Source organism: Kitasatospora sp. NPDC056446, assembly GCF_042796115.1.
Taxonomy (GTDB): Bacteria; Actinomycetota; Actinomycetes; order Streptomycetales; family Streptomycetaceae; genus Kitasatospora.
Window position 1 is genome coordinate 17720 of record NZ_JBHTRF010000060.1, and the last position, 15977, is coordinate 33696.

Below are 15977 nucleotides of genomic sequence, written 5' to 3' on the forward strand. Positions count from 1 at the left end.
CCCGCGCGGCTGTGGACCGGCTGGGGGATGCGCCGTGAGGCCGCCGCCGGGAGCGGACGCGCCCCGCTCAGTCCTTGGCTACCTGGTAGATGCCGTAGACGACGCCGGGCACGTGGCCGAGCAACTGCAGGAGGAACGCCCAGAGCACCTTGATGCTCGGGCCGTCCTTGATGAGCACCGCGAGCCACGGCAGGACCAGGCACAGCAGGATGAGCAGAACCTTCACCATGATCGTTCCTCGATTCACGGACAGCGGACCCGACTCCGTCGAGGAGCCGGGTCCGCCAGCGGAGCCGCGGGCGTCGTCCTCGCCCCCTCAAGCCGCCCTGGGCGTGGTGGGCCGGGCGGGATCAGAGCCCGTGGGATCCGTAGTACTTCCCGACCGTGTCGCGGTAGCCGGCGTCTCCCCGGTGGACGTCGGGGTCGTACTCGGGGCCGTCCTTGATCTGTTCCTTGTTGCGGTTGACGTGGATCGTCTCGTTGCCGTGGTCGACGCGGGTGATGGTCCCGGCGGGCAGCATCACGTGCTTGCCGATCAGCCAGGGCTTGCAGTTGACCACGATGTAGGCGGCGCCGACCTCGTCGGTGGCGTCGTCGACCTTGCCGATGTGCCCGTCGCTGGCCTCGACCTTGTAACCGGTCAGGCTGGTACCGGGCGTGTACTGCGATGAGGGGCTGTAGCCCCAGATGCTGCTCATGGCTCTCCTCGTAGGTGTTCGGTTGCCCCACTCCCCCTGGAAAGTGGCCCGCCCGCCCCGCCCGCCCCGCCCGCCCCCGAGGCGCCGTATCGCGCCGCGGGCACCGGGACCGGGCGGGACCGCCTTGTCGCGGTCCGGCCTCAGTGTTTGAACGCGTCCTTGACCTTGGTGCCTGCCTGCTTGAGATTGCCCTTGATCTGGTCGCCGCGGCCCTCTGCTTCGAGGACGCGGTCTCCGGTGGCGCGACCGACGTTCTTTTTCACGCCGCCCTTGACCGCTTCGGCCTTGTGGGCGGCCTTCTTGCCGATGCCCATGACTGACTCCCTTGCGGGTTTGGCTCTGACGGGCGGGTGCGGGCCCTATCGGCGCCCGGTGCCGCGCCCGAGGAGGAGGTGTGGCCGGTGGTGGCCCTTGCCGAGCGCGGCGGGCGCGTCTTCGCCTTCACCTCGGGCCATCGGGTTCAGGCGGGTGCCGGCTGTGTGCTCGCGGGTCCGCTCCTGGATGCGGGCGAGATCGTCGCGTTCCCGGGCGAGCGTGTCGCGCTGCGCAGCGAGGCGGTCCTCGCGGTCCTGCACGGCCGATGCCGCGTCGACTCGGGCGCTGTCGTGCTGATCGACCGCCTCGTCGCGCCGCCTGCTCTCGGCTGCCGGCTCGCGGGAGCGGCGCAGTGCGTGGCGGGCGGTGGCGCCGCGGCGCGCGCCTGCCAGCAGCAGGCCGAGTCCCAGTACGCCCACCGCCCCGACGGCGAGGCCGTAGAGGAACAGCGTGCCGGTCGAGCCGTGCACGTGCTGGCCGAACACCGTGAACGCGTTGGTGAGTGCGTGCCCGCTGCCGGCGTTGCCGACGACCGCGGCCACGGCGATCACGGCAGCGGCGACCAGGAGGAGGAGTCCGAGAACAATGATCATGACGTACTCCGATCGGATCTACGTCGTATGCCTCCAGTCAACTCCCGGACTAGACTGGTGTCCACACCGTAGGCCTACGAAGTTCACGGCCGGCGGTGATCACCGCCAGTGAGAGCAGGTGCCGACATGGCCCCTCCTCGGATCGGCCCGACCGTCCAGAACGGCGATCCGCCCACCAGCCCCAGTCCCAGGCTCAGCCGCGAGCGGATCCTGGCCTGCGCACTGGAGATCGTCGACCGCGAGGGCATCGAACAACTGTCCATGCGCCGCCTCGCGCACGCCCTCGGGCACGACCCGATGAGCCTGTACCGCCACGCCGCGAACAAGGCGGCCCTCCTCGACGGCGTCGCCGAGACCGTCCTCAACGAACTCACCGTCGACCCCACCGACCCCGACTGGGCCGCCCAGCTACGCGCCGTAGCCCGCCGCTACCGCCACCTCGCCCTCGCCCACCCCAACGTCGTGCCGCTCCTGGTCACCCGCCCCCTGGCCACCCCGCTCGCCCTGCGCCCCAAAGGCACCCTGCGCCCCCTGGAAGCCATCCTCACCCTGCTCACCCGCTCCGGCTTCACCGGCGCCGACGCCCTGCACATCTACCGCGCCCTGTTCGGACTCCTCCACGGCCACGTCCTCAACGAACTGCAGGAACTCGTCGACAACCCCGACGAGACCGACGACACGCTGCGCCTGGGCCTGTACCGGCTGCCGATCGGGGAGTTCCCCCTCCTGCGCGGCCTCGCGACCGCTCTGGCCTCCTACGACGGTGCCGCCGAACTCGAACGCGGCCTCGACATCCTCCTCGCGGGCCTGGCCACCGCACCCCCGTAGCGCACGCCAAGGCTCGGCCCGGACACCGACGGCCGCCGACCTGAGGCGAAACACGCGAACCCCGGACCGAAGGCCCGGGAAACGGGGGGCACTGCTCACCACTTCCGCCGCACCGGTGGAAGGCCACACCGGGGGGTACGTACGGAGGTCATCGTGATCGTCCTCGGAGTCATCCTCCTCGTCATCGGATTCGTCACCGGAATCGGCATCCTGTGGACCATCGGCATCATCCTGGCCCTCATCGGCCTCATCCTCTGGGTGATGGGCGCGGTCGGCCACGAGGTCCGCGGCCGCCGCCACTACTGGTAGACCCAGATCCGACCACCGCCCGCGGCGAGGGCGTCCACCGCCGAAGCAGGAAGCGGCCGGCCAACGCAGGCCACCGGAAGGAGAGGCACACGATGGCCTCCATCCCCGTCCCGCCGGACCCCGACATCACCCCCCTACCCCCTGTGCCACCCGAACCTCCCGCACCGCCGAGCCCGGATGGACCGCCCCTGCCCCCGGACCCGCCGAAGCCGCCCGGTTCGCCCGACCCGTCACCCGACCCCCCGGCGCCTCCCGGTCGGCCGGGCGGGCCGAAGCCGGGACCACCGACACATCCGAAGCCGCCGGAACCCGGCCGCCCCCGGCCACAGGAACCACCAGACTGAGCGCCGGAAGCGGTCCCGGCGCCGAAGCCCGCGACCGCCGGCCGGGATTGCGTACAGGCCCCTGCAACAGTCCACGTTGTTCCCGGTCCGGATCGTGTGGGATCCGGAAGAACGCGTGTGTTGTCGGGCAAGCCGAATCCTGTCCCCGGGACGGGCCGGACAGTCCCGGGCGACCGGTGCCGTGCCGGCTTCCGGACTTCACCGGATCGTGAGACACGCGCCCTTCCTGACCGATGGGCCCGCGCACCGAGGCGCCCGCAGCGGTTCACGCTCCCTTGTTGACGGCCTCCCGATTGCGCAGCGGCCACGGATAGCCGGGCGGGTCGGGAAGCCGGAACGAGTATGAGCTGGGCGGTGCGTGGTCCGGTCAGGGGTGGAACAGCACCTTGACGGCCCCGTCCGCTTCTCTTGGAACATCTCGTGGGCGGCGGGGCCTCGGCGAGGGGGAGGTGGTGGGTGGCGAACTGCTCGCCGCCCAGCGGGTCGCCGTCGGTGACCAGGGGGCCGTCCCGGTTCCTCTACGACGGTTGGCCGCCGGTGCCGCCGAGTGGGTGATCGTGCCCGCCGACGGACCCACGGGTCGCTGGTCCGAACGGCGCCCCGCATCGCGGCACCTGCCACGACCGTCGATGCTGGGGAAGGCATCGTGCCCACCCAGCGCCCCGCACAGCGGGCCGGTCGAGGCGTGCAACGCGCTGCGGACCGGGCAGACGGTGGCCGGACGTCCTGCCGTCTCGCTGGGTCGGGCCACCGCTCGGAGCCGACCAGTGGCGCCGGGCACCCGGGTGTGTGCCGCTGAGCCGTCCGCCCGGACCTGGCTGGGCCGGAGTTTTTTTGGAGGACCAATGACCGAGTCCAACCCTGTGCGCAAGCTCGTGGACGCCGTGACGGACGCCGTCTCGGACATGATGGACCACGGCCGGCCGCAAGTGCCGGGCGCGCCCGGCGTGCAGCCGCCGCCGGTGGCGGAGCCCACGCAGCCGCGCGCCCCGTTGCCACCCAAGCCCGACCAGAGCCCGCCCGCCGTCCTGTCGGCGACCGGCCGTAGCGGCGGCGCATCCCAGGACGCGCGGGCGCAGAGCGGCGGCTACCTGACCACCGCCCAGGGCACACACCTGGCCGACAGCGACCACTCCCTGAAAGCCGGCCCGCGCGGACCGGTCCTGTTGCAGGACCACCACCTGCGCGAGAAGATCACGCACTTCGACCACGAGCGGATCCCCGAGCGGGTCGTCCACGCCCGCGGCGCCGCCGCGCACGGTGTGTTCCGCGGCTACGGCACCGCGAGTGCGGTGAGCAGGGCGGCATTCCTCGCGGAGAACGTCGAGACGCCGGTGTTCGTGCGGTTCTCCACCGTGCTGGGTTCGCGGGGCTCGGCGGACACCGTGCGCGACACCCGTGGTTTCGCGACGAAGTTCTACACCGGCGAGGGTGTCTTCGACCTGGTCGGCAACAACATCCCGGTGTTCTTCATCCAGGACGCCATCAAGTTCCCGGACGTCATCCACGCGGGCAAGCCCCACCCCGACCGGGAGATCCCGCAGGCGCAGAGCGCCCACGACACGTTCTGGGACTTCGTCTCGCTGCACACCGAAGCCACCCACCACACCCTGTGGAACATGTCCGACCGGGGCATCCCCCGCTCCTACCGCATGATGGAGGGCTTCGGCGTCCACACCTTCCGCCTGGTCAACGCGGACGGCGCGAGCACGCTGGTGAAGTTCCACTGGAAGCCCAGGCTCGGCGTGCACTCCCTGGTCTGGGAGGAGGCCCAGCTGATCGGCGGCATGGACCCCGACTTCCACCGCCGCGACCTGGCGGACGCCATCGAGGCCGGCGCCTACCCGCAGTGGGAGTTCGGGATCCAGACCTTCCCGGACACACCCGAGCAGACCTTCGAAGGAATCGACCTGCTCGACCCGACCAAGATCGTGCCCGAGGAACTGGCCCCGGTGCGTCCGATCGGCCTGATGACGCTCACCGCCAACCCGACCAACTTCTTCGCCGAGACCGAACAGGTCGCCTTCCACCCCGGCCACCTGGTGCCCGGCATCGACATCACCGACGACCCGCTGCTCTCCGGGCGCCTGTTCTCCTACCTCGACACCCAGATCACCCGTCTCGGCGGCCCGAACTTCGCGCAGATTCCGATCAACCGCACCCACGCCCCCGTCAACGACATGCTCCGCGACGGCTTCCACCAGGATGCCGTGCACAGCGGCGTCGCCCCGTACAAGCCCAACTCCCTCGACGGCGGCTGCCCGTTCTTCGCCGGCGCCGGCGAGCACCCCTTCGTGGAGTACCCGACGCCCGTCACGGCCTCCGCAAAGGTCCGCCAGGCGCCGGCCTCCTTCAGCGACCACTTCACCCAGCCCCGCCTGTTCTGGCTGAGCCTCACCCCCGTCGAGCAGCAGCACGTCATCGCCGCCTACACCTTCGAGCTCTCCAAGGTCTACGAAGCGGCGATCCGGGAACGGGCCCTGGCAGTCCTGGCCAACGTCGACCCGGTCCTGTGCGCTGAGGTCGCCGCCGGGCTCGGCCTTCCGGCCCCCGAAGCCACGGTGGCGCTGGCGCCGGTCGAGCCCAGTGCCGCGCTCTCGCAGCTCGGCACATCCTGGCCGGTCGACGGCCGCGTGGTCGGCATCGTCGTCGACCCTGTCGGCAACACTGACCACGTGCGAGCGGCCCGCGACGCCGTGCGCGGCGCCGGAATGACGGCCCTGATCATCGCCCCCACCGCGGGGCCCCTCGCGGACGGCCTGCCGGTACAGCGCACCTTCGCCGCGGCCCGCTCCGTCGAGTTCGACGCTCTGCTCGTGCTCGGCACGCCCGCGCGGGGAGCCGACGACCACGGGGCACGCGACGCCAAGTCCAGCGGCTCGTCGCCCGTGGACTCCCGGGTCGCGTTGCTCGTCAACGAGGCTTACCGTCACGCCAAGCCGCTCGGCGGCCACCCGGCGGCCCGCGCCGTCTGGGCGGCCGCGGGCATCGATCCGCACGCACCCGGTGTCCTGACAGGCGAGGACCCGGACGAGGTCCTGGCCGGTATCGTCGGCCTCCTCGGGACCCACCGCGCGTGGAACCGCTTCCCACCGGACGCTCTCCTTCCGTGAGAGTCCTGGGAGATCCAGGCTCGCCCGAGTGAGAGCGAACGGCGGGGGCCGAGAGCCGCAGCAGCCCGGCGGACACCGGTGGCGCGGGCGGGATCCGGCGGAGGCACCTGATCGGCCGCCTGCGAGCCCTCAGGTGCGCCGTCAACGGGACTGCCGGAAGGGCCTGCGCTCACAGCAAGGTGCGCAGCACGGTTCCTTGCCAGTCGGTAGCGGCTCCGGACCGGCTTCCCGGTGGACCGATCGAGTGGCCCGCACACGCCCCCAAGCCGCGCGACGACCGCGGGTTCCCCAGCAGGCCGCAGGATCGGGGCTCCCGCAGCCCGCCGTGAGGAGATTCCCGGCCATGCTTGAGCGCACTCGCCGCGACAACGCCACCGACATCACCTTCGTCCTGCCCGCTGACCACCCCGCGGGGGACGTCAGCGTCGTCGGGGACTTCAAACAACTGGCAGCCGGGCATCCACCCGCTCACGAGCCGGGCGGACGGCACGCGCGCGGTGACCGTGGAAATGCCGGCCGAGCAACGCGTCGCCTTCCGCTACCTCGCGCGTGACGGCAACTGGTTCGACGACCAGGAGGCGGACGGCCACGACGGGGCCAACGGCTACCTGCACACCTGACCGACCCCGCACACCAATCATGGGGATGGACACGTCATGACGGACCTCTGGGCTACAGCGCCTCCTCGCAGTACACGCCCGGCACCGACCTGAACGGCTACAAGGTCGAGGCCACCGACGGCACCATCACCCGCGTCGACCACGACAACGAGACCATCCACGTGGGCCGCACCAAGGACCAGATCAAGGACGCCCCCCCAGTACGACCCCGACAAGCACAAGAACGACGCTGGCTACCGGACCTCCCTCGGCGGCTACTACGGCAACCTGCCATGCTGACCCGGTAGGTGCGCGCCCGGGCCGGTGGGCGGCCCGGGCCCGTTCCCCGTACGGACGTCACGTCCGGCCGCTGTGCTCCCACCACCCCCCGCCCGGCATCCCGGCCGTCCTGCCCGGCGAGCGTCTCAACGAGGACGTCATCGACTACCTGCGCACCGGGCACGACGCCGGAATGCTCATCCCCGACTCCGCCGACCTGCACAGTGTGCGCGTCGCCGTCCGGGACGACACCGAATGAGCGCCATCCTGCTCGTCACACCGCCTCCTTGCACGGTCAGCCGTCGGCGAGCAGTACGGCGAGGGCGCCATCGACATCGAGGTGGTCAGCCTCCGATCCTGCGGGCACCAGGGCGAACGAGTCGGCGAGGAAGGCCGTCACGGCTTCCTCCGGCGCGCTGAGCACGGCCAGGCCGTCGGAGCCGTGCAGGACGATGAGGACCTCGCCGACCGATCCGGGCCTGACCTGGACGTCTCCGATGCCGGCCGGGGCGTGGCGGCCCTCGTTCAGCAGGTCACGGCCGAAGTACCAACAGGGCCCGCCATCGCCCGCGCAGCCGTAGGAGGCGAGAGGGAACGCCAGGCACGCAGCGTGAGGAAGCGCGGCGTCGAACCTCAGTTCCGCGTCGACCGGGACATCGGGCAGCGGGCCCTCGGGGAACGTGACGGGCATAGGGCGGACAGCGGACTTCTGCATCCGATCACCAATTCCAATCTGCGCCGCTCTCGGACCTGCCGGCGCATGCGACCGCGCCTACCCCGCCACTCAGGCACCAGACAGCAGGCCTGACGTCTGCACAACTCCTTCGCGGTTGAGGCACCCGGGCCTCATGGAAGTGCGGCCCACCACCGCCGCGCGGATCGCATCCGAGGGTGCCGAGTGGCATGCTCGGGATGATTGCCACCCGCGTACGGAGGGATCGTGCTGATGCTTGTGCCGCCCACGCCGGAGCTGCGTCCGGGCGGCCCGCGGTGAGGGGCTGGGTGATCGGGGCCGTCAGCGGACCAGGCGAGTGGGACCGGCTGCTGGTCATGCTCGTCGACGGCCGGCGGCTGGTGACCGCAGAGCTTTCCGAACAGGAGCGGGCAGAGCTCGGCGCGCCGGTCGCCGGCAGGCTTCGGCAGCCTCACCCCGGAGCACGGTCGGTGGTGCGCTGGCTGCGCCCGGTCCTGGCTGTCGTCGTCGAGCTGGAAGCCGGTCGGGTGCGCCGGATCGCCGTGCCCGCGGAGGGTGACTGAGCGCCGAGGGCCGGTCTGCCGGCGTGCCCAGTCCTGCCGCTGCCGATCGAGGAGCGAGCCGGCACGTCACGGCCAGGGGGTGAGCCGGGGGGATGCGCCAGGGACGCGAACGGGGCCGCACCGACGGGTCCGATCGGATGAAACCGGGGAGCTCGCTGTGAGGGGAGCCATGACCGGGGCAGACGCGGGACATGGTGAGAATCGGATACACGATGATGACCGAGCAGCGCGGCCCGCGTGACCTGGTCGCGGACGTGGTACGCGCCGAGGGCGCCGGGTTCGACTTCTCGGTGATCTCGGACCACTCGTTCCCCTGGCTGGACGAGCAGGGCCACGCCCCGTACGCGTGGGCGGTGCTCGGCGCCGCAGCGCAGGCCACTTCCCGGATCCCGCTGATGACCTACGTGACCTGCCCGACGTTCCGCTACCACCCCGTGGTGGTCGCGCAGAAAGCCGCCACGCTCCAGCTCCTGTCCGAGGGCCGGTTCAGACTCGGCCTGGGCAGCGGCGAGAACCTCAACGAGCACGTGGTCGGCCACGGCTGGCCCGCGGTGGCGGTGCGCCAGGCGATGCTCGCCGAGGCCGTGCAGGTCATCCGGGCCCTGTTCGACGGCGGGTACGTCACCCGCCACGGCCGCTACTTCGACGTCGAGGGCGCCCGGCTGTGGGACCTTCCCGACCGGCCGCCACCGATCGGCATCGCCGTCTCGGGGCCGCACTCGTGTGAACTGGCGGGCCGGCTGGCCGATCTGATGATCGCCGTGGAGCCCGACCCGGCCCTGGTCGCGGGCTTCGCGGAGCACGGCGGGGCCGGGAAACCGGCGGTGGGCCAGCTGCCGGTGTGCTGGGATCCCGACCGGGACACGGCCGCGCGGCGGGCCCACGAGCAGTTCCGCTGGTTCGGCGGCGGCTGGAAGGTCAACGCCGAACTGCCCGGGACCGCAGGCTTCGCCGCCGCGAGCCGCTTCATCCGCCCCGACGATGTCGCCGAGGCCATCCCCTGCGGCCACCGGGTCGAGGACTTCGTCGAAGCGGTACGGCCGTTCGCCGACGCCGGCTTCGGCGAGGTCGCCCTCGTCCAGGTCGGCGGCGCCAGCCAGCCCGCGTTCCTCGACTGGGCCGAGGACACCCTCCTGCCGGCGCTGCGCGCGGCATTCCGAGCCTGACCCGGCCTGGCGCACCGCCACGGTCGGCCTGCCACGGCCGCGCCGGGAGCCGGTCCCCAGGGCCACCGCCCCGGAGGTTGACCCGATCGCAGGTCATCCCGCAAGCGGGGCGGCTGCCCGGGCCTCCCGCCCGGCGGGTGGGCGCGAGTCGTCGTAAGTTGCGGACATGACCAGTGACGAGACGACGATCCCCGCCGTGGGGGTGCGCCCGCTGGACGAGGTGTTCGACGCGATCGAGACCGCCAATCGGCGTCCCCCGCCCTGGACCGGGTTCGACCACGGAGTCCTGGGCGCCTACCGATGGGCCGCCGGAGCCCAGACCGCCGCGCCGGTCACCGCCGCCGCCGCGCTCGGTGCCGCCGGACCCTGCCGGGCACAGCTGCTGGCCGAATGCCAAGCCGCCGCCGTCCGCCTCCGCGACGCCCTGGAAGAACGCACGGACGCGACGTACGCCCTGGGCGCCTACCAGGCACTGGCCTGGCTGTGCGGCCACCACGACGACCGTCCCTGACCGCTGTCGCTTCCGGAAAGGTGCCGACATCGTGCCCGGTTCCAACAGACCACTCCGTTGGAGGAGCCCTCGCTCCCGACCTGCTCTTCCGGGGGACTTGGGGTCCGACGGCGTGGAGGACGCCAGCAGGCGGTTCCTGCTCTACGGGGTCCTGCCGCTGTGGTTCGCCCCGGCCGTCGCGGACTGGGCCGCGCACCGGCGCTCCAGGATCGAGGACACCAGCGGCCTGCGCGAGTCCCTCGTCCACGCCCTGATGATGGCCGAGGCCGGAGGCCCGGTCGTCCTGGGCCCGACCGCCGAGATCAACCCGCTGGTCCTGACCGCCATGACGGGCGCGGCCGTGGTCCACGGCGCGACCGCACTGTGGGACGTCGCCCTGGCCACCGGCGAGCGGGAGATCACCCCGATCGAGCAGCACATCCACAGCTTCCTCGAAGTCCTCCCGCTCACCGCCGTGGCCTTCACCGCCTGCCTGCACTGGGACCAGGTTTGCTCCCTCCTGCGCGGCGGCGACTCCCGCCGCAGCTGGCGCCTGCACCCCAAGGCTCGCCCGCTGCCCGCCGGCTACCTGGCCGGCTTCGCCGCCGCCGTCACCGTCTTCATCGCCCTGCCCTACGGCGAGGAACTCTGGCGCTGCGCACGCGCCCAGAGCCGCCGCGGCACGAACCGCCCGTAATCCGGGGAGGATCCGCTGACGACGGACAACGGCGCGCCGGGCCGGGACGAGACCCCCGAGGAGCGGGCCGACCGCCTGTGGACCGACATGCTCCAGGAAGTGCGCGTGTGCCAGACCGGCGCGCAGATCCTCTTCGGCTTCCTCATCGGCGTCGCCTTCACCCCCCGCTTCGCCGCCCTGCCCGCATTCGACAAGAACCTCTACACCGCCACCGTCGTCCTCGGCGCCCTCGCCACCGGCGCCCTCGTCGCCCCCGTGGCCTTCCACCGCCTCCTCGCCGGCCACGACATGAAACCCGAACTCATCCACGTCGCCGGCCACCTCATCGCCACCGGACTCCTCACCCTCGCCCTGACGATCGCCGCCGCCCTGCTCCTCCTGCTGCGCACCGCGACCGGCAGCCCGGCCGCCGCATGGATCATCAGCGCCGCCGTCCTGGCGTGGTTCACCACCACCTGGCTGGTCCTGCCCCAGGTCGTGCTGCGGCGCACCGCCGCACGCCAAGCGGCCGCATACGACGCTGGGAGCACCGGCGGTGGCGGGCCCCGTGATGACAGTCACTGAACGGCCGGCCCGGGAAGCGGCAGCGCCGCACCGCATGCCTGGTTCCTAGGGGAGAGGGGTGCCGCCGGTGGCGTTGAGGATCTCGCCTGTGATGTAGGAGGCTCCGGTCGAGGCGAGGAACACGTAGGCGGGGGCCATTTCGGCGGGCTGGGCGGCGCGGCCGAGCGGGGACTGCTCGCCGAAGTGCGCGACCTTCTCCTCGTCCATGGTCGCGGGGATCAGCGGTGTCCACACGGGCCCGGGGGCGACCGCGTTGACCCTGATCCCCTCGGGCGCCAGTTGCAGGGCGAGACCCTGGGTGAACGCGACGATCGCCGCCTTGGTCATCGCGTAGTCCAGCAGGTGCGGGCTGGGCTTGTACGCCTGCACCGACGCTGTGTTGATCACCGACGCCCCCGGGCGTAGATGGGGCAGGGCGGCCCTGGTGAGCCAGAACATCCCGTAGAGGTTGGTACGGATGACCCGGTCGAACTGGCCGGTGCTGATCGCTGTGAGCCCGTCGGGCTGCGACATCTGGTAGGCGGCGTTGTTCACCAGGATGTCGAGCCCGCCGAGCCCTGTGATGCACCGCCCGGGCAGGCTGGCGCAGAACTCCTCGTCACGCAGGTCCCCCGCAACGGACAGGGCGCGCCGGCCGGCCTGCTCGACCAGGCCGACGGTCGTGTCGGCGTCGCCCTGTTCCTCGGGCAGGTGGCAGAACGCAACGTCGGCGCCCTCACGGGCGAACGCCAGGGCGACGGCCCGCCCGATCCCGGAGTCCGCGCCGGTGATCAGAGCCACCCGCCCTGTCAGGCGCCCCGAGCCCTGGTAGGACGTCTCGCCGTGGTCCGGTTCGGGCCGCATCCGCTCCCCACTGCCGGGGTGCGGTTGGTTCTGTTCGGGCAGCGGCGGGCGCGGGTACTGCTCGGCAGGGTTCGGCGGTGCGTCCTGGTCGCTCATCACCACCACTTTCTCCACAACGGTCGACGCGTCTCACAGCAGCGGCTCGTCGGTTCCCGCTGCGCCAACCGAGTCTGCCCGCCCAGGGCACATCGCCGTGGTGCACACCGCAGCACCCAGGACTCCGTTCACCCGGCCGGTGGAGAGCGGTCGGCGCCGTCTACGCTCGGCCGGCCCCGGGCACCCCGCCCGGTCTGCCCGGGCCGCACCGTGATCGGCCCGGCCCGAGGGCCCGGGGTCTCGCCGGTACGGGGCTGGGTCAGGACTTGCCGCGGCCGGTGACGAAGTCCCGGGCCCGGTCGACCAGCCCGATGTCCGGGGCGAGCAGCTTGCCGGCCCCGGGGGTGTCGGGTGCGGCAGGGTGCGGGCGCGTCGGGGCCATGGACTTGGCCCGGCGGATCTTGCCCCCGAGGTCGTCGAGCTGCTCGGCGGTACAGGCCCGGCGCAGCATCGGGAACAGGTTGTTCTCCTCGTCCTGGACATGGGCGGCGACCTCGTCCATGAGCAACTGCAGCAGGGGGCTCATCCGCGGGTCGTCGGTCCTCGTGTTCTCCAGTCTCTTGAGGATCTCCTCGACCCGGCCGTGGCCGGCGATCTCCTTGTCCGCGAGGCGATCGCCGCCCTGGATGTGCTCGCGCACCGCCGGGTAGAGGTACTGCTCCTCGGCCACCGTGTGGCGAACCAGCTCGATGGTGACCTCGTCCACCACGTCGCGCAGCTGCCGGCCGCCGCCGGTCATCGCCTGGATCCGGGCGAACATCTCCTCCACCTCCCGGTGGTCGGCCATCAGCTCGTCGATCCCGTTTCCGCCGTGCCCCATGTCGCCTCCTGATCTCTGGGGACGGGCTCCTCCCGTCCCCGTCGGAAGGGGTTGCCGCAGACCGGCGCATTGTTCGGCGCCGCAGCGGCCTGTCACCTGATCGGGTAGCACCCGGCCCCGGGCGCCGGGAACCCCTCGCTCCGGAGCATCCGTCGTCAGGAGGTGGTACGTGCCGCGCGAGTGGGATGGCACAAGACGGGTAGGCGCTCGGACACAGCGCCTCCGCCCCCGTCCGGGCACGTCCTGGGGCACCGAGGCATCTCGGAAAGGAACCTCCCATGCTCGCTCTTGTCCTTGTCCTGCTGCTCGCGCTGATCCTCGGTGGTCTGGGGTTCGCCGTCCACGTGCTGTGGTGGGTCGCGCTGGTGGTCCTGGCGTTGTGGCTGCTCGGCTTTGTCTTCCGTGGGGCAGCGGAGGGCGGACGCAGCCGCTGGTACAGGTGGTAGCCGTACTCGATTCAGCGGCCGGTCCGCTTGGCCTGGCCCGGGGAACGGGAGGCCGAAGGTGAGCGTGTTCCTGGCGCTGACGGTGATCGCCTTCGTGCCGGGCCTGGTGGGGGTTGTCGTCCACGGAGTGCTGTACCTGCTGTTCATCGGGATCCCGATGTTCGTGGTCGGCCTGTGTCGCCTGGCGTTCATCGCCTCCCGTAGGCGCCCCGCCCGCTGGCCCCCGCAGAGCGGGCCCGGCCGGACCGGAGCGGTCGGCGCCCGTCTGCCGCATCCGGGAGGCCTGCGAACGACCCGCGTCCTAGGTTCGGGGTAGACGATGACGCACACCCCCAGAGGAGGAACCATGCCTGCGGGTTCGAGCAAGAAGCGTGAACGCCAGTACGAGCACATCAAGGACAGTGCGCTGGAGCGCGGGCAGAGCCAGAAGCGGGCCAAGGAGATCGCGGCCCGGACCGTGAACAAGGAGAGGGCCCGCCACGGCGAGTCGAAGACCGCCAGCCGCTCCTCCACCCACGACATGTCCTCCTCCCGGCGAGGCGGACTGCACTCGCACTCCGGCTCCCAGGGGCCGACGAAGGAGCAGCTGTACAACGAGGCCAGGCAGCGCAACATCCACGGCCGCTCGAAGATGAACAAGAAGGAACTCGCCAGCGCGCTCGGCCACTGAACCGTGCCCCGGCACGACGGCCGGCGCGAGGCCGCCGGCGCACCGAATCCGCCACCGTCACGGAAGGACGACGAGATGAGCACGGACGACACGGGCACCCGCAAGCACGACGACTCGCACGAAGACGACACGGTACGGGAGCGGTCCGCGGAGGAGCGCAGCATCACGGCGCCCACCCCCAAGGACGTGCGGGCCAAGGCCGACGACGTCCACGAGGACGATGACGACGCCGGAAGGGAGGACGAGCCGCCCGCAGCCGATACCCAGGCGCCCTGACCGGCCTGACCGGCGACACCCTCGCAGGCCGAACGCTTCGACGTAGATGACGGATTGAGGTTGTGATGGACGCGATCGTGCTGCTCAAGGACGACCACAAGACGGTGGAGAAGCTGTTCAAGGCCTTCGAGAAGGCCGGCGACGGCGCCCACGCCGAAAAGCGCCGCATCGCCGACCAGGTGATCGAGGAGCTGACTGTTCATGCCGTGATCGAGGAGACGGTGTTCTACCCCGCGGCCCGCGAGGCCGCCCCGGACACCAGCGACCACGTGCTGGAGAGCGTCGAGGAACACCATGTGGTGGTGTGGATGCTCTCCGAACTCGCAGACCTGGACCCGAAGGACGAGCGGTTCGACGCCAAGATGACCGTGCTGATGGAGAACGTGCGCCACCACGTCGAGGAGGAGGAGAAGGACTGGTTTCCCCAGGTGCGCAAGGCCATGGGACGCAACCGCCTGGTGGCTCTCGGCGAACAACTCGAAGAGGCCAAGAAGACCGCCACCCGCGACCCGCTCAAGGTCCCCAGCGCCACCGAGTAAGGGGTCGCTCTGGCCTGGGGGCGATGGAAGGAACCGTAGCGATGGACCGGATCACCGCCCCGTGGGGCGCCAGGACCCCGTACGCACCTGGCACCCCGTGGCCCGTGCTGGTCCGACCTCCAGCTCGCAGACGGCCTCAGCGAGGCGGACGTGCAGCGGTGGGTGCCCTCCGCGTCGCTGCTCCACTCCAACGGCGATGCCATGGACATCGCGGTGCGCGAGGGCCGGATCGTCGGCGTCCGCGGACGGCCCGGCGACCGGGTCAACCGCGGCCGACTGGACGTCAAGGACCTGTTCGGCTGGCAGGCCAACGCCTCGCCCGACCGCCTGACGGCGCCGCGGATCCGCCGTGGCGGCCGGCTGGTGGATACCGACTGGGACACGGCCCTGGACACCGTCGCCGCGCGCTGCCGCTCCGTGCTCGACGAGCGCGGGCCGGGCGGGGTCGGGTTCTACACCTCGGGGCAGTTGTTCCTGGAGGAGTACTACACGCTCACCGTGCTGGCCCGGGCCGGGATCGGCACCAACCACCTGGACGGGAACACCCGGTTGTGCACCGCCACCGCGGGCGAGGCGCTCAAGGAGTCGTTCGGCTGCGACGGCCAGCCCGGCAGCTACGAGGACATCGACCACGCCCAGGTGATCGCCCTGTGGGGCCACAACGTCGCCGAGTGCCAGCCGGTGCTGTGGATGCGCATCCTCGATCGCCTCCACGGCGCGGACCCGCCGGCCCTGCTCGTCCTGGACCCCGCCCCACACCGACCGCTCGCGAAGCCACGGTCCACCTGGCGCCGCGCCCGGGCACCAACCTCGCCCTCCTCAACGCGCTGCTGCGCGAGATCATCGCCACCGGCCGCGTCGACCACGCCTACGTCCAGGCCCACACGGTCGGCTACCGGGACCTCGCCGTGCGCGTGGCCCCCTGCACACCCGAGTGGGCGGCCGACATCTGCGGTCTGCGTGTCGGCGAGATCTGCCGCGCCGCCGAACTGGTCGCGGGCACCGATCGACTCGTGGAGTCGGACTGCCCCGTCG

Annotated in this window: 21 protein-coding genes and 1 pseudogene; 15 read left to right on the forward strand and 7 right to left on the reverse strand. The window is 71.6% G+C overall.

Annotated features, from left to right (window positions below):
- Nucleotides 1-67 precede the first annotated feature (67 nt).
- The 4 genes from ACFQ6N_RS29490 to ACFQ6N_RS29505 form a co-directional block, all read right to left on the reverse strand.
- Nucleotides 68-229, reverse strand: coding sequence for a YqaE/Pmp3 family membrane protein (locus ACFQ6N_RS29490; protein ID WP_380655415.1), 162 nt, complete (start codon nt 227-229; stop codon nt 68-70).
- A gap of 121 nt (nt 230-350) precedes the next feature.
- Nucleotides 351-698, reverse strand: coding sequence for a PRC-barrel domain containing protein (locus ACFQ6N_RS29495; RefSeq protein WP_380655418.1), 348 nt, complete (start codon nt 696-698; stop codon nt 351-353).
- A gap of 140 nt (nt 699-838) precedes the next feature.
- Nucleotides 839-1012, reverse strand: a complete 174-nt coding sequence (locus ACFQ6N_RS29500; RefSeq protein WP_380655421.1) for a CsbD family protein — start codon at nt 1010-1012, stop codon at nt 839-841.
- A gap of 45 nt (nt 1013-1057) precedes the next feature.
- On the reverse strand, nt 1058-1606 hold the full coding sequence (locus ACFQ6N_RS29505; protein ID WP_380655424.1) for a hypothetical protein: 549 nt from the start codon (nt 1604-1606) through the stop codon (nt 1058-1060).
- A gap of 126 nt (nt 1607-1732) precedes the next feature.
- On the opposite strand from ACFQ6N_RS29505, the gene ACFQ6N_RS29510 reads away from it, so the two are divergent.
- The 4 genes from ACFQ6N_RS29510 to ACFQ6N_RS29525 all read left to right on the forward strand — a co-directional run bounded on the left by ACFQ6N_RS29510 (nt 1733) and on the right by ACFQ6N_RS29525 (nt 6820).
- On the forward strand, nt 1733-2434 hold the full coding sequence (locus tag ACFQ6N_RS29510; protein ID WP_380655426.1) for a TetR/AcrR family transcriptional regulator: 702 nt from the start codon (nt 1733-1735) through the stop codon (nt 2432-2434).
- 153 nt (nt 2435-2587) lie between these two features.
- Complete coding sequence (locus ACFQ6N_RS29515) at nt 2588-2743, forward strand: DUF6131 family protein (RefSeq protein WP_375892204.1); 156 nt, start codon at nt 2588-2590, stop codon at nt 2741-2743.
- Between the two features lie 1189 nt (nt 2744-3932).
- A complete protein-coding gene (locus ACFQ6N_RS29520) occupies nt 3933-6200 on the forward strand; it encodes a catalase (RefSeq protein WP_380655429.1) in 2268 nt (755 codons plus the stop codon).
- 497 nt (nt 6201-6697) lie between these two features.
- A complete protein-coding gene (locus ACFQ6N_RS29525) occupies nt 6698-6820 on the forward strand; it encodes a hypothetical protein (protein ID WP_380655432.1) in 123 nt (40 codons plus the stop codon).
- A gap of 553 nt (nt 6821-7373) precedes the next feature.
- On the opposite strand, the gene ACFQ6N_RS29530 is transcribed toward ACFQ6N_RS29525, so the two are convergent.
- The gene (locus ACFQ6N_RS29530) at nt 7374-7769 is read right to left on the reverse strand and encodes an SsgA family sporulation/cell division regulator (RefSeq protein ID WP_380655435.1); all 396 of its coding nucleotides are present in this window, start codon (nt 7767-7769) and stop codon (nt 7374-7376) included.
- Nucleotides 7770-8080: 311 nt separating this feature from the next.
- Between ACFQ6N_RS29530 and ACFQ6N_RS29535 the strand changes: the two genes are divergently transcribed.
- From ACFQ6N_RS29535 to ACFQ6N_RS29555, 5 genes are all read left to right on the forward strand, one after another.
- On the forward strand, nt 8081-8335 hold the full coding sequence (locus ACFQ6N_RS29535; RefSeq protein ID WP_380655436.1) for a hypothetical protein: 255 nt from the start codon (nt 8081-8083) through the stop codon (nt 8333-8335).
- Nucleotides 8336-8526: 191 nt separating this feature from the next.
- Nucleotides 8527-9501: an LLM class F420-dependent oxidoreductase gene (locus ACFQ6N_RS29540; protein WP_380655439.1), complete on the forward strand. Its 975-nt coding sequence runs from the start codon at nt 8527-8529 to the stop codon at nt 9499-9501.
- Nucleotides 9502-9667: 166 nt separating this feature from the next.
- Nucleotides 9668-10012, forward strand: coding sequence for a hypothetical protein (locus tag ACFQ6N_RS29545; RefSeq protein ID WP_380655441.1), 345 nt, complete (start codon nt 9668-9670; stop codon nt 10010-10012).
- A gap of 112 nt (nt 10013-10124) precedes the next feature.
- Nucleotides 10125-10688, forward strand: coding sequence for a diguanylate cyclase (locus ACFQ6N_RS29550; RefSeq protein WP_380655443.1), 564 nt, complete (start codon nt 10125-10127; stop codon nt 10686-10688).
- 15 nt (nt 10689-10703) lie between these two features.
- Entirely contained in the window at nt 10704-11252 is a 549-nt protein-coding gene (locus ACFQ6N_RS29555) for a DUF6328 family protein (protein ID WP_380655502.1), read from the forward strand.
- 45 nt (nt 11253-11297) lie between these two features.
- Here the strand turns inward: ACFQ6N_RS29555 and ACFQ6N_RS29560 are convergent, their stop codons facing one another.
- Nucleotides 11298-12191 (reverse strand): SDR family oxidoreductase, encoded by an 894-nt coding sequence (locus tag ACFQ6N_RS29560; protein ID WP_380655446.1) that lies wholly within the window; start codon nt 12189-12191, stop codon nt 11298-11300.
- 259 nt (nt 12192-12450) lie between these two features.
- Nucleotides 12451-13011, reverse strand: coding sequence for a hemerythrin domain-containing protein (locus ACFQ6N_RS29565; RefSeq protein ID WP_380655447.1), 561 nt, complete (start codon nt 13009-13011; stop codon nt 12451-12453).
- Nucleotides 13012-13289: 278 nt separating this feature from the next.
- On the opposite strand from ACFQ6N_RS29565, the gene ACFQ6N_RS29570 reads away from it, so the two are divergent.
- The 6 genes and pseudogenes from ACFQ6N_RS29570 to ACFQ6N_RS29595 form a co-directional block, all read left to right on the forward strand.
- Nucleotides 13290-13457: a hydrophobic protein gene (locus ACFQ6N_RS29570; protein ID WP_380655450.1), complete on the forward strand. Its 168-nt coding sequence runs from the start codon at nt 13290-13292 to the stop codon at nt 13455-13457.
- Nucleotides 13458-13515: 58 nt separating this feature from the next.
- On the forward strand, nt 13516-13773 hold the full coding sequence (locus tag ACFQ6N_RS29575) for a hypothetical protein (protein WP_380655451.1): 258 nt from the start codon (nt 13516-13518) through the stop codon (nt 13771-13773).
- A gap of 30 nt (nt 13774-13803) precedes the next feature.
- Complete coding sequence (locus tag ACFQ6N_RS29580; protein ID WP_380655454.1) at nt 13804-14127, forward strand: plasmid stabilization protein; 324 nt, start codon at nt 13804-13806, stop codon at nt 14125-14127.
- Between the two features lie 75 nt (nt 14128-14202).
- The gene (locus ACFQ6N_RS29585; RefSeq protein WP_380655455.1) at nt 14203-14403 is read left to right on the forward strand and encodes a hypothetical protein; all 201 of its coding nucleotides are present in this window, start codon (nt 14203-14205) and stop codon (nt 14401-14403) included.
- A 65-nt stretch (nt 14404-14468) separates the two neighbouring features.
- Nucleotides 14469-14942: a hemerythrin domain-containing protein gene (locus tag ACFQ6N_RS29590; RefSeq protein ID WP_380655457.1), complete on the forward strand. Its 474-nt coding sequence runs from the start codon at nt 14469-14471 to the stop codon at nt 14940-14942.
- 23 nt (nt 14943-14965) lie between these two features.
- Nucleotides 14966-15964, forward strand: a pseudogene (locus tag ACFQ6N_RS29595) (molybdopterin-dependent oxidoreductase); the annotation flags it as partial.
- Nucleotides 15965-15977: the final 13 nt, after the last annotated feature.